General features: G+C 68.8%; 12 protein-coding genes. 7 read left to right on the forward strand and 5 right to left on the reverse strand.

The window, feature by feature from the left end; genetic code table 11:
- Positions 1-649 precede the first annotated feature (649 nt).
- A complete protein-coding gene (locus ACVGV0_RS09845) occupies positions 650-2,803 on the forward strand; it encodes a hypothetical protein (RefSeq protein ID WP_459159548.1) in 2,154 nt (717 codons plus the stop codon).
- Positions 2,804-2,882: 79 nt separating this feature from the next.
- Here the strand turns inward: ACVGV0_RS09845 and ACVGV0_RS09850 are convergent, their stop codons facing one another.
- Positions 2,883-4,136: a TrkH family potassium uptake protein gene (locus ACVGV0_RS09850; RefSeq protein WP_459159549.1), complete on the reverse strand. Its 1,254-nt coding sequence runs from the start codon at positions 4,134-4,136 to the stop codon at positions 2,883-2,885.
- Between the two features lie 304 nt (positions 4,137-4,440).
- Between ACVGV0_RS09850 and ACVGV0_RS09855 the strand changes: the two genes are divergently transcribed.
- The 3 genes from ACVGV0_RS09855 to ACVGV0_RS09865 are packed head-to-tail and all read left to right on the forward strand — an operon-like array spanning position 4,441 to position 5,970.
- On the forward strand, positions 4,441-4,770 hold the full coding sequence (locus ACVGV0_RS09855) for an SAM-dependent methyltransferase (protein WP_459159550.1): 330 nt from the start codon (positions 4,441-4,443) through the stop codon (positions 4,768-4,770).
- On the forward strand, positions 4,731-5,243 hold the full coding sequence (locus ACVGV0_RS09860) for an SDR family NAD(P)-dependent oxidoreductase (RefSeq protein WP_459159551.1): 513 nt from the start codon (positions 4,731-4,733) through the stop codon (positions 5,241-5,243). Before ACVGV0_RS09855 ends, ACVGV0_RS09860 begins: the two co-directional genes overlap by 40 nt.
- A gap of 40 nt (positions 5,244-5,283) precedes the next feature.
- Entirely contained in the window at positions 5,284-5,970 is a 687-nt protein-coding gene (locus ACVGV0_RS09865) for an SDR family NAD(P)-dependent oxidoreductase (protein ID WP_459159552.1), read from the forward strand.
- 62 nt (positions 5,971-6,032) lie between these two features.
- On the opposite strand, the gene ACVGV0_RS09870 is transcribed toward ACVGV0_RS09865, so the two are convergent.
- The 4 genes from ACVGV0_RS09870 to ACVGV0_RS09885 form a co-directional block, all read right to left on the reverse strand.
- Positions 6,033-6,815 (reverse strand): arginase family protein, encoded by a 783-nt coding sequence (locus ACVGV0_RS09870; RefSeq protein WP_459159553.1) that lies wholly within the window; start codon positions 6,813-6,815, stop codon positions 6,033-6,035.
- 190 nt (positions 6,816-7,005) lie between these two features.
- Complete coding sequence (locus tag ACVGV0_RS09875; RefSeq protein WP_459159554.1) at positions 7,006-7,731, reverse strand: sugar phosphate isomerase/epimerase family protein; 726 nt, start codon at positions 7,729-7,731, stop codon at positions 7,006-7,008.
- 90 nt (positions 7,732-7,821) lie between these two features.
- A complete protein-coding gene (locus ACVGV0_RS09880; RefSeq protein ID WP_459159555.1) occupies positions 7,822-8,742 on the reverse strand; it encodes a sugar phosphate isomerase/epimerase family protein in 921 nt (306 codons plus the stop codon).
- A 2-nt stretch (positions 8,743-8,744) separates the two neighbouring features.
- Positions 8,745-9,920 (reverse strand): Gfo/Idh/MocA family protein, encoded by a 1,176-nt coding sequence (locus tag ACVGV0_RS09885; protein ID WP_459159556.1) that lies wholly within the window; start codon positions 9,918-9,920, stop codon positions 8,745-8,747.
- Positions 9,921-10,075: 155 nt separating this feature from the next.
- On the opposite strand from ACVGV0_RS09885, the gene ACVGV0_RS09890 reads away from it, so the two are divergent.
- The 3 genes from ACVGV0_RS09890 (at position 10,076) to ACVGV0_RS09900 (ending at position 13,982) form a co-directional block, all read left to right on the forward strand.
- Complete coding sequence (locus tag ACVGV0_RS09890; RefSeq protein ID WP_459159557.1) at positions 10,076-11,329, forward strand: ROK family transcriptional regulator; 1,254 nt, start codon at positions 10,076-10,078, stop codon at positions 11,327-11,329.
- A 106-nt stretch (positions 11,330-11,435) separates the two neighbouring features.
- Entirely contained in the window at positions 11,436-12,551 is a 1,116-nt protein-coding gene (locus tag ACVGV0_RS09895) for a Gfo/Idh/MocA family protein (protein WP_459159558.1), read from the forward strand.
- A 114-nt stretch (positions 12,552-12,665) separates the two neighbouring features.
- Positions 12,666-13,982 (forward strand): MFS transporter, encoded by a 1,317-nt coding sequence (locus tag ACVGV0_RS09900; RefSeq protein WP_459159559.1) that lies wholly within the window; start codon positions 12,666-12,668, stop codon positions 13,980-13,982.
- The last annotated feature ends 404 nt before the right edge of the window (positions 13,983-14,386 follow it).

Consider the following 14,386-nt stretch of genomic DNA (forward strand, 5'->3'; position numbering starts at 1 on the left):
GCGTGCAATGCTGTGGACGATCATCGGCGCCGTCACCCTTCGTGTGATCTACGACAGGGTCACCGGGCGCAAGCGCCTCCGCGAGTGGCCGCACAGCAGTGTCTCCCCGTAGGACGGGGTCGGCTCCGCGACCCTCCGATGCGGCGAGTCCCGGGGACGCGTCCACTGGCTCGCCGTTCGATCGAACGAGCAGGCGGGCCCAGGTTCGTCGGCGGTGCAAACCGGTCGCGACCAAGCGTGCCACGTACACCGCACAGATGGGGCCGTCCTGCGTGACACGTCCGTCACGCGACCAGCGATTCCGAGCGGGCTCGAAGTGTCGCCGCAGCCGCGAAATGCGGCAATTCAATTCCGGCGATCATGTCAAATCGTTCTTTTTCGTCCCGATGCGGGGTGCAATTCGAGCCTCTTTAGAATGCTTGCTCGTCCAGCGGGCCGCCGACATGCGCGCCCGAGTGCCGAGCAGGGGAGCAACCACCGCATGAGCGCTGAGGCGACGCACGAACGAAGTCCCCACCTGCCGCCGTCTGCGCCGCTCGATGAGCACGCAGCCGACACTGCCGCCCGGCCTGCGGACCACCCGGCAGCAGCGGGTCGGCGCCGGTGGTTCGCTGGTCGGTTCGATCCGGCCTACTGGGCGGTCGGGGCGTTGTCGGCGCTGCTGTCGACGTGCTTCATCCTGATCAGCCTCTCCTACAACGACTGGACGTTCGTTCCGCCGCTGGATGACGTCTACATCCACCTGCAGTACGCCGCGCAGTTCGGCTCCGGCCACCCGTTCGAGTACAACACCGGCGATCCGGTCAGCAAGGGCGCGAGCAGCCTGCTCTACGTGGTCGTGCTCGGAGGCTTCGCCGCGCTCGGAGTGCAGGGCCACGCCCTGCTGGCCACGGCCATGATCTTCGGGGCCGTGTGCATGGCGCTCACGGCGGTGTGCGTCTGCGCGATCGGCGGCCGGCTCGCGGGCCGCGCGGTCGGCATCTGGGCCGGCCTGCTCGTCGCGGTGAACGGAGCGCTGGTCTGGGGCGGTGCCAGCGGCATGGAGATCGGTGTCGTCGCCGTCCTGCTGGCGGCGACGACGTGGGCCGTGGTCGTCGAAGCACCGCGCGGGCGGTTCGTCCTCGCCCCGGTCCTCGGGTTCGTCACTTCGCTGGCCCGCCCGGAGGCCTTCCTCTTCGTCGTCGTGCTGACGGTCGCGATGGCCTGGATCGCCCTGCGGCACGCTCGTGGCGCAGGGACGTGGCCCCGCGTGTTCGCGTCCTCGGCGCTGCTGCCGTTGCCGGTGCTCGCCTACGGCGGCCAGTCGTTGTTCTACCTCGCGGCGACCGGGAGCTCCTCCGCCAACGGGATGCTGGCGAAGTCCCTGCTGCACGAGCCGATCTTCTACCCGACGGAATTCGCCGGCGCCGCGCTGGCCCACTTCACCGAGTTCGTGCGGGTGTTCACCGGTCTGGAAGGCTTCGACTTCCTCTTTCCCGCGGCCCTGATCGCCGCGCTGGCGGGCGTGGTGCGGCTCGCCCGGCGGCAATCGGACCACTTCCCGATCGCGCTGGCCCTGTTCGCGGGTTTCCTGCTGGTGCTGTTGGCGATTTCGACGATGAGCACGCCCACGGTGCACCACCTGCGCTACGTCCAGCCGTTCCTGCCGATCCTGGTGCTGCTGGCCGCGGTCGGCCTGCACGGCCTCGCCTCCGCGCTCGACTCGCAGCGCGGCCGCGGGCGAGCGGGAGCGTTCGTGTTCACCGGCGCGCTGCTGTTCACCGTGGTGCACACGCCGGGATGGGGCATTCGACTCGGTCAGCAGGCGGCCGGCATCCGCGACCAGCAGGTCTCCATCACCGCCTGGGCGGATCGCCACCTGCCCGCCGACGCGGTGGTGGCGGTCAACGACGTCGGCGCGCCGGCGTTCCTCGGCGAGCACCGGATCGTCGACCTGATCGGCCTGGCCACGAACGAGCTCACCGTGCCCAGCACCCACGGCGCCGGGAGCTTGTACGAGGCGCTGCACGACATGCCGGAGCAGCAGCGCCCGGACTACTTCGTGGTCTTTCCCAACTGGTCGGTGCACGACCTCGTCCACGGTGGCGTGTTCGCCGGCAAGCCGCTGGCGACCTTCCGGCTCGACTCGCCGACCTACTCCCACACCGCCCCCGGCGGGAGCAGCACCTGCCAGGCGGCCCGCTACTGCAACGTCGTGCACATCCACCGCGCCGACTGGAACGCGGCCGAACCCGACACTACCCCGCTCACGGCGATGCGAGCCGGCACGGTCCGCGACCACGTCAACGTCGCCGACCTCGACGACGAACGGGCCCACGACTACCAGGTCGACCCGGCGCACACGGGATTCCAACCCACCACCGACCTGGACACCGAGCGCACACGACGGGGGCAGGTCGTCGACAGCGGGCGGAAAGTCCTCGGCGGGGAAACGATGACGGTCCGCCACCTCACCCCGGGGCTGCCGTTGACGATCACCGGGCGCATCGAGGCCGTCGACGACGAGACCTCGCCATACGGCATCGAGGTCTCCGTGGACGGTCGCCGCGTCGGCTCCTGGCACCGCGCGGACGCCCGCGCCGGCTGGGCCGAGCCCACCTTCACCATCCCCGCCCGGTTCGTCACCGACGAGAGCCTGCGCCTCCGGTTCGGCTCGCACGATGCGTTCCTCAGCCCCCTGCCCGACTACGTTTCCTACGGCTACTGGTTCAGCCAACACCCCGCCGACAGCGGAAACCGCGATGGGCGCACCGCCCAGGCCTCCGCACGAACCGCAGACCAGCCTGCCGCGCACACCAGTTGAGCACCCGTTCGGGTGTCTCACCGTTGCCGAGCGAGCCACCCGAACGTGATGGCGCTGCAAGTGGTGGGTGGTGTCGGGATCATCCCACGATAGGCCTTTCCTCCGGTCGTTCGTAGCGTCTGGGACGGGTCCGCAGTGCCAGGGCAGCGCCGAGTGTGATCGGTCCGAGGCGGCCGATGAACATCAGCGCCGACATCAACATGTGCGCCGCTGGCGGCAGGTCCGGGGTGATGCCGGTGGACAACCCCACGGTTGCGGCCGCGGAGATCGCTTCGAACAGCACCGCGTCCATGGCGAAGTCGGTCAGGGCCAACAACGTGGTGGTCGTCAGCACGACCAGGCCCACGGTCAGCAGGACGATGGTCAACGCCTGACGCTGCACGTCGACGGGCAGTTTGCGGCCCATGACGTGCACGCTCGGCTCCCCGCGCAGTTCCGCCGCGATGGCGAAGGCCAGCAGCGCGAACGTGGTGACCTTGATGCCGCCCGCGGTGCTACCGCTGCCGCCACCGATGAACATCAGTATGTCTTGCACCAGCAGGCTCACCGAGTTCATCTCGCCGATGTCGACGGTGTTCAATCCACCCGAGCGGGGCATCACCGCCGCGAAGAAGCCGGCGAGGAACTTCGTGGGAACGGTGAGGGGGCCGAAGGTGGCGTCGTTGCTCCATTCGCTGGCCGTGATGGCCACGAAGCCCACCAGTACCAGCATTCCGGTGGCCAGCAGTGTGATCTTGGTGTGGATCGTCCATCCCCCGTGGCCCTTCCGGAGCCTGCGGCCGAGTTCGAACCACACCGGAAATCCAAGACCCCCTGCGATGACCGCGAATGACACCGTCACCGAAATCCACGGATCCGCGACGAAGCGGGTCATTCCGTCGTCGTAGAGGGAGAATCCGGCGTTGTTGAACGCGGAGATCCCGTGGAAGATCCCTGAGTGCAGCGCCTCCGTGAACGCATAGCCGTGGCCGAGCAGGAGACGCAGGGTCAGCGCCAGCGAGATCACGACTTCGAAGACGAGACTGAGCTTGACCACCCCGACCACCACGGACCGCACCTCGCCCAGCGCGAGGCTTTTGGTCTCGCGCTGAGCGGAAAGTTCCATCTGCATCCCGAACCGTCGCGACACCAGCAGACCCAGCAGGGACGCCAGGGTCATGACACCGAGTCCGCCGGCCTGAATCAGCCCGAGGATGACGAGTTCTCCGAAGATCGACCAGGTGGTGCCGGTGTCGACGACCGCGAGGCCGGTGATGCACACCGCCGAGGTGGCCGTGAACAGCGCGCGCACGACATCGATGCGCGCGCCGGGTTCCGTGGCCACCGGCAGCATCAACAAGACTGTGCCGAGCAGAGCTGCCAGGCCGAATCCGAAAAGCACCGTCCGGGCCGGTCGCGCAGCCGACGGCCGTGCCGTTCGGGGAACTGCCGTCATCTCGACATCGCTTTCGCCGTTCCGTCCGTCATCGGGGCAGACGCAGCCTAACGCCCCGGCTGTCACCGCCGACGGTGTTGGTGACCGGCTCGCCTGACACCCTCCCCCTCGGTGGCCGCGAGGGTCTCCGGTCCGGTCATGTTCGGTTCAGGTCCGGCGCGCACCGGCCGGCGGGGACGAGGGTCCCCCCGCATTTCACCGTGTGCGCTCCGGTCGGCCCCGCTCTGCGGCTCATCGCCGACCGTGCGACCGCTACCTGGACGAGCTTCGGCGTCGGCGTGGGGCTGCTCGTCCTCTGCTGGGCCCCTGGGTGCCGACGGTGGGCAACGTCCACGAAGTCGCCCACGCTCACAACTCCCAGGCGCGGGTGGCCTACGTGGACTGGGAGGCCATCGCGCGTCACCACGCGCGGCACATCCTCGGCGACGAGGCTCGCGTGAGCGTGACCGAGGCGGACGCGTGCGAGCCCGGGGCGGTGTTGGCCGCGCCGGGGTGGCGGGGCTGTTGGATTTCACGCGTCCGGTGGCGGTGATCGCCTTCGGCATCCTCGACATCAACCCGCTCCTCGACGAGCGCCTCGAAGACTGGCACGCCACGCTCACGGTCAACACCACCGGTCCGCTGCTCGGGGTCCAAGCGGCCGTGCCCCTGATGCGCCAGCACGGCGGCGGCTCCATTATCAACACCGCTTCGACCTTCGGAGCGGCTGGTGCCGCCGGCCACGCCGCCTACACCGCCAGCAAGGGCGCGCTGATCGCGCTCACCAAGACCGCCGCGCTTGAACTCGCCGCCACCGACATCCGGGTCAACGCCCTCTGCCCGGGCGGAGTCAGCACTCCCATGAACGAGAACGAGACCGAAGGCGGGGTCATCCCCCAGACCCCCATGGGCCGCCGAGCCGGGGTCGACGAAATCGCAGCGGCCGTGGCCTTCCTCGCCTCCGACGACTCCAGCTTCACCACCGGAACGGAGATGATCATCGATGGTGGCTTCCTCGCCCGCTGACCCCGCACCGTCCCCTGACTCCGCTCGGCGAACGGTCGTCGTGACCGGCGCGGCCAGCGGCATGGGCCTGGCCGCGGCCGAACGCTTCCTCGCCGAAGGGTGGACCGTCCTCGGCGTCGACCAGGACGGAGACGCCCTGAACAAGGCGGCGACCTCGAAGGGCGCGGCATTCTCCCCGGTCGCCGCGGACATCACCGACCGCACGGCACTGTCAGCAGCGCTGGGCACTCTGCCGCGAGGGCTCGGCGCCGTGGTCAACGCCGCCGGGACCTGCCCAACCACGACGTTGGCCGATTACGACGAGTCCGACTACCGCCGCATCTTCGACGTCAACGTACTCGGCACCGTCAACGTTATCGCCGAAACCGTACCTGCCCTGCGCGTCTCCGGTGGCGGCGCCGTCGTCAACTTCGCCTCCATCGACGCCTTCGCCGTTTCTCGGGGTCAACTGCTCTACAGCGCCTCCAAAGCCGCCGTCGTGTCCCTGAGCCGCTCGCTGGCCACCGAGCTCAGCGAGGACAACATCACCGTCAACGGCGTCGCCCCCGGCTGGGTCGACACGCCCGGCACCCGAGCCGGAGGACGCCTCGAACAGGCAGTGCAGACCATCCCGCTGGGGCGCGCCGCACAACCCGAAGAGATCGCCGACTGGGTCCGGAAACTCAGCAACGGTACCTACATGACCGGCGAAACACTCGTACTCAGCGGCGGCCTCACGGTTCGCTGACCGAAGGAGCTGCCGTGACCTTTGGCGCCCGCGATGTGGGAGACGAAGATTCCACGCGGTGCCTAGCGCCGGTCCGCCGTCGGTTCCGAGATCAGCGGGAAGCCGTTCAGGATCTGCTGCAGGTGCATCACCTGGCGGGGGAGGAACTCCGCGATCGCGGGCCCGACGACGTCTGCGGCTCCGGCGATGTCGGCCACGACGCGCCGCACCTCGGTGCTGGTGAGTCCACCGGGTTCTCGGGGCCGAGGCCGAGCGCGATCTCGTTGCTGTCGACCGCGTCGACGTCGAAGTGCGGCGACGCGTGAGCAGCCGGTACCCGCGATCCAGTCGAGCAGCGGCTGCGTGGTTTCGCGGAGGGTGCCGGGGCTGAACGGCGGGATGCCCCACTCGGCGATGTTGCCGACATCGTCGTCGGTCCACGAGTGCAGCCCTACCAGGGCGACCCGGTTCGGGGGAACGGTCGCCGGCAGCAAATCCTGCACCTCGGGATGGCCGTGGCCGGTCAGCGCGGCCACGGCCATCGCGTGATAACCCGGGTACTCGCTGCGCGGGGTGCCGATGTCGAGGTGCGAATCGATCCAGACGACCGCCAGGTCGTCGCCGTAGCGGCGGGCGAGTTCGGCGAACGGGGCCACGCTCACGGAGCACTCGCCGCCGAGGGTCGTGATGCGTGCCGGGTCGTGGTGGCGCACGATCTCCACAGCACGTGCGAGCTGCTCGACGACGACCGTTTTGGCCTCGACGCCGTCGCGTTGCTCGAGACCGCGGTCGGCCATCGTGACCGGCACGGTCGCGGTGGGGCCGTCGTGCGGCGGCAGCACCGCTTCGAGCACGGCCGTGCCCACGGCATAACCGCGGTGAGCGACGTCGGGGGAGAACTCGGAGGCGAAGGATTCGACGCTGGAGCTGCCAGCACCCTGCCACTGCGGCCAGACCAGGCGCAGGTGAACGTCGTCGTGCTCGGAACCGCCCGTGGGTGACGCGTTGGGATGTGCCGTGGAACGTTCCCCACCAGAGCCGTCGTTGTCGGACCAGTCAGTACCAGCGGGACAGACCTGTTCCCACGAGGTGTTCGGCGTTGCTGCTGAGCAACTCGTAGGGGTCGACGTTGGTGGTGTCGATTTCGGCCACGTGCCAGTCAGCGTTTTCCGCACTTTTGAGGGCTGCCGGGATGTCGACGGTGCCGGTTCCGATGGGGGTTTGCGGTGCTCCGGGTTCGGCGGGTCCGTCTTTGACGTGCACCGAGACGGCTCGGGTGCCGAGCATCTTGAGGACTCCGGCGGGATCGACGCCGGCTGCTGCGGCCCAGTAGATGTCGAGCTCGGCGAGGAGGTCATCGCTGGCGCGGGAGAAGAACCGTTCGTAGCCGCTCGTGCCGTCGGGAAGTGCAGCCCATTCGAACCAGTGGTTGTGGTAGCCGACGTTGAGGCCGTGTGCGGCGGCTTCCTGCACGAGGGCGCTGAGTGCGTCGGCGAAGGCGTCCACCCGGGCGACGTCGGCGAATGCCTGTTCATCGAATCCCGGAACCAGTTTCGGGTGCGGGACGAAGATGGTATCGGCCCCGATGCTCGCGCATTCCTCGGCCAGTTCCGTGATGCTGGGTGGTACGGCGGCGTGCACGGCCGAAACGGTCAGGCCGGTGGCGTCGAGTCCTGCGCGGAGGGAGCGGGCGGCGGCGAGGCGTTCGGTGAAGGGCCGGTCCGGTAAGCCGAGGCCGAAGGGTTCGACGTAGCGGAAACCGAGTTGTGCCAGGCGTTCCAACGTGGAGTGCTGGTCAGCGGCGAGCTGGTCTCGGAGGCTGTAGAGCTGGGCGGACAAGGTGCCTGTGCGGGTCATGCAGATCTCCTCGTTTCAGCCGATGATGAGCGGGCGCAGCGTGCGGTGGGCGATGCTCAAGCCTTGAGTAACGCGGTGGGCATCGCCGCTCCAGACGGGGTCTTCGTGCTCGACGGAGAGGGTTCCGGTGAAGCCGTGTTCGTAGAGCCGATCGACCACGCGGGGCCAGTCGACCTGGCCCAGTCCGGGAACGCGGTAGCGCCACCAGCCCATGTCCCACGGGTCGTCGTCTTTGTTGACCTTGCCGAAGAATCCGTAGCGCTGCCGCGCACTCGGGTCGAGTTCGACGTCTTTCGCTTGGGCGTGCACGATCCGGTCGGCGTACGGGGCGATGGTCTCGACGGGATCGATGCCGATCCACGTGAGATGCGAGGGGTCCCAGTTCAGGTACAGGCCCAGCGAGAACATCCACTCCCACAGCTCCGGGGAATAGGCGAGGTTTCCCGGGTAGCCGTCGGGGTGCCAGCCCTCCATGACGCAGTTCTCGATGATGATCGCGACGTCGCGTTGCCCGGCGTAGTCCACCAGTTCCCGGAACACCGCCTCGGCCTCGGCGAGGTTGTCCGCAACCGGTTTGGTCCAGTCGCGGCCGATGAACGTGCCGACGTAGCCCCCGCCGAGGGCGTGTGCGGCGTCGATGGTGTGGCGCAGGTGTGTGTGGATTTCCTTGCGCCGCCCGGGGTCCGGGTGCAGGTTGTTCTCGTAGTAGGCCAGTGCGGACAGTTTCAACGAGTGCCGTTCGAACAGGGTGAGCGTGTCGTCGACGTGTTGCGGGCGGAAATCGGTGACCGGGAGGTGGTTGGCTTCGAAGTCGCGGCTGCCGGTGCTGGGCCAGCAGGCGACTTCCAGCGCTTCGTATCCCGCGCTTTCGGCCCACTCCGCGATGCGGGGAAGTGGCCATTGGGGCAGGCAGGCGGTGATCATTCCGAGTTGCATGGTTACACCTTCGTCCACGAGCCGGTGCGGGAGGAGTTCAGGACGGCCTCGACCAGGCGGGCCGAGCGGAGTCCGTCGGCAAAGGTGGGAAGCCCTTCCGGGGTCTCGCCGTCGATCGCGGCGTAGGTGTCGGCGACGAACGCCTCGAAGCACTGCGCATACCCCTGGGCGTGCCCGCCGGGCAGATGCGACAAGCGCCGCTGTTCGTCCGAGCCGGTGTCGATGTCGCGAACGAGGACGCGCGCTCCGCCCGGAGTTCCCAGCCACGCCCGTTCCGGGTCTTCCTGGTCGAAGACGGCGCTGGCACGGGACCCGTCCAGTTCGAACCACAAGCGGTTCTTCCGCCCCGCCGCGACCTGCGAGATCGTGGTGGAAGCCAGGACGCCACCGCTGGTGCGCAACACCAGAGCCGCCGAGTCTTCCGTGGACACCGCCACGCGGTGGTCACTGGTCGCCTCCTGGTCAGGTGAGGTGAACGACGGTCCTCCGGTGGCGGGGCGGTGCGGCACGGCCACCGAGGTCGCGGCCAGCAATTCCGCGAACGGTTCGCCGGCGACCCATTCCACGAGGTCGCACCAGTGCGAGCCGATGTCGGCGAAGGCCCGCGACGGTCCACCGACCTCGGGGTCCACGCGCCACCCCGACGCATCGGGCGAGAGCATCCAATCCTGCAAGTAACTGCCGTGGATCAAGTTCCAGGACCCGAACTCCTCCGCCAGCCGTCGGGAGCGGAGCTCGCGCACGATCGGGTGGTAGCGGTAGACGAACGGCACGGTGGCCACGAGCCCGCTCTCCGCTGCGAGCCCGGCCATGCGCTCGGCTTCCTCGGCGGAAACGCCGAGCGGTTTCTCGCAGATGACGTGCTTTCCGGCCCGCAGCGCGGCTTCGGCGTACGGCGCGTGGGTCGTGTTGGGCGTGCAGATGTGGACGACATCAATGCGGTCATCGGCGAGCACGTCGTCGAGATCGTGATAGGCGGTCGGCACCCGCCACTGCTCGGCGACCTGCCGCGACCGGTGCGGCGACGAGGCCAGCACACCGGTGACTTCAGCCCCGGCCAGCAGGGCGGCCCGCCGGTGCACCTCGGCGATCATGCCGGCACCGAGGACGGCGATTCGGCGACGCTCACCGCAGCGGCCGCCGCGTTCGGGGGGTTCGACAGCGGTTTCCGGGCTCACGGAGAGCCTCCTTCCGCAGGAATCGACAGGAGTACGGGTGTCTCACGCCCGATTTTCGTCGCTAATAAAGGTAGATCGCGTTGTTTGCGACCACAAGAGACATCATTTATGTTCTTTTCAGTCATTAATCCGCTGTAAACGAACCAGGGGGACGGATGGTGAGCTGGGAGCCGATCAGGCTGGCAGTGCCGACGACGTCCGGACGAGCCCACGGCAGCCTGGTGCACAGCTCGTTGGCCCGTCTGATCGCCTCGGGTGCCGCCGTCAGCAGGGCGGAGCTCGTGCGGGCCACGGGCCTGGCGCGCTCGACGGTGAACACGCATCTCGAGGCGCTGCTCACCGCAGGGGCCGTGGTCGAATCCGGGATCGCGGGCAACGGTGGAAAGGGCCGCCCCGCTCACCGGCTGGGCCTCGCGCCCCGCGCAGGGGTGGTCCTGGTGGCCGACGTCGGTGTGCACACCACCCGGCTGGCCATCGTCGATCTCGCGCAGACCGTGCTGGCCGAACAGCAGGTGGCTCTCGACATCGCCGAGGGACCCGAATCGGGCCTGGACGCGCTGACCGAGCACTTCCACAACCTGCTCACCTCGTCCGAGGTGGCGCAGGCCGAAGTGCAGGCGCTGGTGATGGGCCTGCCCGGTCCGGTCGACTCGCAGGTGGGCACGCCCGTGCGCCCACCGATCATGCCCGGCTGGGACGGTTTCCCGGTCGGCCAGGTGATGGGCGAACGGTTCGGCTGCACCGCGCTCGTGGACAACGACGTCAACCTCATGGCCCTCGGCGAGGCCCGTGCCCTCCCGGCAGAGGCGGCTCCCCTGCTGTTCCTCAAGACCGGCACCGGCATCGGCGGTGGCGTCGTCTCCGCCGACGGCGAATTGCACCGCGGCAGCGACGGCTCTGCCGGCGACATCGGCCACATCCGCGTGGCCGGCGCCGATCACGTCGTCTGCCAGTGCGGCAACGTCGGGTGCGTCGAAGCCGTCGCCTCCGCCGGTGCTGTGCTGCGCCGCCTGCACGCGGAGCAGGGCGGCGAGGAGTCGTCCGTCGCGGACCTCGCACGGCTTCTGCGCGATGGTGATCCCGCGGCGGTGCACCTCGTCCGTTCCGCGGCCGAAACCCTCGGCGAGGTCGTGGCGATGCTGGTGCACTTCTACAACCCGAAAACGATCGTCCTCGGTGGACTCATCACCGTCGCCAGCGACGACGTGCTCGCCGGCATCCGCAGCGTCGTCTACCGAAGAGCACTACCGCTGGCCACCCGCCACCTCGCCCTGCAGCACAGCCTGCTCGGCCGCTCCGCCGGACTCGCCGGAGGCGCGGTCGCCGGGATCGAGAACGTCCTGTCCCCCTCGGGCATCTCCCGCCTGATGACCACGCCGGCACTTGACACGACCGCACCGCAACGCTAATCATGTGCTCTGTCTCACAGCCCGGTTTTGTCGCCGCCGCAAGCAGCGACGTCCGCAGGGAGCTGCACCCCCTGCGCTGCCCGACAAACCGAGACGTGGAGACACCATGATCGACGCTCGTCAGTCCCTGCGCACAGGAATCCTCGGCACCGGCACCATCTTCCGGGCGTACGCCCGCGGACTCTCCCTGCACGAGAACCTGCCCCTCGTGCGCGTCGCCGACCTGGACCAAGACCGTGCCCGCGCAGCAGCCGAGGAATGGGACATCCCGGCCTGGGGCACCACCGACGACCTCCTCGCCGACCCCGAGGTGGACCTCGTCGTCAACATCACCCCACCCGCAGCCCACGCCGCGCTGACCAACGCGGCGCTGCGCGCGGGCAAGCACGTCTACGTCGAAAAGCCGCTCGCCGCCACCGCGGACGAAGCGCGGGAGAACCTCGTCGTGGCGAAAGAAACCGGCAGGATCCTGGGCGGAGCGCCCGAGACGTTCCTCGGCACGTCCGGTCAAACCGCTCGCGCCGCCGTTGACGGTGGCCTCATCGGACGGCCCTTCGCCGCCGCCTCGTTCGTGCGGTCCTCCCGGGCCGAAACCTGGCACCCCGACCCGTCGTTCCTGTACCAGGACGGAGGCGGCCCGGTTATGGACTTCGGGCCGTACCACGTCGCGGCCCTGGTGAACCTGCTCGGGCCGGTGACGCAGGTCGTTGGGGCCACGAGCCGGGCACAGGACGAACTCGCGGTCACCGCCGCCAACCGGCGCGTGGAGCGCATCGACGTGTCCGTTGACACCCACGCCGCCGCCGTCCTGCAGTTCGCCTCCGGCGCGCTGGCCACCGCGATGTACAGCTTCGACGTCTGGGACACGACCCTGCCGCACCTGGAAATCTACGGCACCGACGGCACGCTGCAAGTCCCCGACCCCAACCGCTTCGACGAACCCGTGCTGCTCCGCCGACGCACCGACGACGATTGGTCCGAAGTTCCCCCGGTCATCGCACGGACCACCCCGGACCCACCACGTCCCTTCCGGGGCCTCGGTGTCGTCGACCTGGCCGCACACCTCGCCGGTGACGACCACCGCGCCACCGGCACCTTCGCCTACCACGTCCTCGACGTGCTCTCCGCGCTGCAAAGTCGCGCCATGTCCACCGGCGCCACGCCCATCACCAGCACCGTCGAACGCCCCGCCCCCGTGCGTGGCGCCCGCACGTCCGCCTGACACCGCTGACGGCGACGAACCCCCTCCCCTCCACCGGCCGGCACCGGCTCCTCGACGGCTCTGCGCAGCCGGCGCCGGCTGGCAACTCCGCCGGTACTGACGAAGGAGTCACCCGTGGCCACGACTGCGCACCCACCCCTGCCGGAAAGTCCCGAACACAGACCCGACGCCTCGGAATCCCAGCCCGAACGCCTCATCCGCCTGACCGGTCAACCGGTGGGCATCGGATTCGTTGCCCTGTACATCCTGGCCATGTTCGGGCTGTGGGTGGCGCTGATGACCCCCGCTTCGGTCACGCTCTCGCTGCGAGTCGCCGCGCTCGACCCGGAGGGCAAGGCCTCATCGCTGGCGATCGTCACCGGCACCGGTGCGATCTTCGCCGTGCTCGCCAACCCCGTCTTCGGGCAGCTGTCCGACCAGTCCGCCTCGCGCTTCGGGCAGCGCCGGCCCTTCATGCTCGGCGGAACCGTGCTCGGCGCCGCCGCACTGCTGCTGATCGGCGCGGCACCGAACATCGCCGTGGTGACTCTCGGGTGGTGCCTGACCCAGGTTTCCCTCAACGCCGCGTTGGCGGCCATGGTCGCCCTGCTGCCCGAACGGGTGCCGGACGCACGGCGTGGCAAGGTCGCCGGCCTGATGGGGATGACCAACCAGGTCGCCGTGGTCACCGGCACGTTCCTCATCCAGTTCACCGACACCTCCGGCCTCGGCATGTTCCTCGTCCCGGCCGCCATCGGTTTGGCGTTCCTGTTGGGCTTCACCTTCTACCTCAAGGAAGTTCCGAAAACCCGTGCAGAACTGCCACAACGGTCCTGGATGGACATCCCCCGCAGCCTGTGGATCAATCCCGTCAAGCATTCCGATTTCGCCTGGGCCTTCGCCAGCCGGTTCCTGGTGTGGATCGCCTGGGCATTGCTGAGCACCTACAAGACCTACTTCCTCATGGACCGGCTCGGCTATTCCAGCGCGCAAGCGGCCGGCATCCTCCTGTGGACGATGCTCGTACTGGCCGTGACCGTCACTTGCGGCAGCACGGTCTGCGGCTGGTGGTCCGACCGCATACAGCGCCGGAGAATCTTCGTCGCGGCCGCGTCCGTCCTCTTCGGAATCGGAATGCTCGTGATCGCTTTCTCGTACTCGGTGACGGGGTTCATCATCGGGGTGGCCATCGCCGGCATCGGTTACGGGGTCTACGCGGGCGTGGACTACGCGCTCGTCGCCAGCGTGCTGCCCAACAGCGGTACCGAGGCGGCCAGGGGCATGGGCGTCTTCAACATCGCCAGCGCCCTTCCCCAGTCAGTCGGTCCCGCGATCGCACCGATCTTCCTGGCCATCGGAGGAGGCGGCAACTACATGGCGCTTTACCTCGGCGCCGCGCTCTTCTCCGCTGTCGGCGCCACCGTGCTCCGGTTCATCAAGACCGCGCGGTAGTGCCCGGATCAGAGCCGTGCAGCAGCAGGTCGCTGGCAGTTGTAGGTCTTCGCGCTCCGCGAGCACTTCATCGGAAGGGTCCTTTTCGCGGTTGGGACGCTGTGACCAGCTACGTTGTTGATCGTCGGGCGTGGCGTCGGTACGCGCGGAACCGCCTGCGCCCGATTCCGGCGGAGAGACCGACGTGGCCGAGCCGGCGGTCTGCGCAACAGCCGCTTCACCCACCCGTGCTTCGCCGTGGTCAGACCGCGACCACCTCGGCCCGCTGGGCTCCGGCTCCAGGCCGGGCGGTGGGAATCGTGCCCGTCTTCCTGGTGAACACGATGAGCAGCACGTCTCGCAACCGCCCACGACGAGGTCCTGAGCCAGAGCTCGGGGTCCGCACGAGCGTGGGGAGTCGGTTC

It is taken from the genome of Salinifilum ghardaiensis (genome assembly GCF_054491345.1).

Bases quoted from the DNA above. Each gene is read 5' to 3' on its own strand.
- ACVGV0_RS09895 (WP_459159558.1), top strand. From the start codon at position 11,436: ATGATCGACGCTCGTCAGTCCCTGCGCACAGGAATCCTCGGCACCGGC.
- ACVGV0_RS09850 (WP_459159549.1), bottom strand. From the start codon at position 4,136: ATGCTGCCGGTGGCCACGGAACCCGGCGCGCGCATCGATGTCGTGCGC.
- ACVGV0_RS09890 (WP_459159557.1), top strand. From the start codon at position 10,076: ATGGTGAGCTGGGAGCCGATCAGGCTGGCAGTGCCGACGACGTCCGGA.
- ACVGV0_RS09880 (WP_459159555.1), bottom strand. From the start codon at position 8,742: ATGCAACTCGGAATGATCACCGCCTGCCTGCCCCAATGGCCACTTCCC.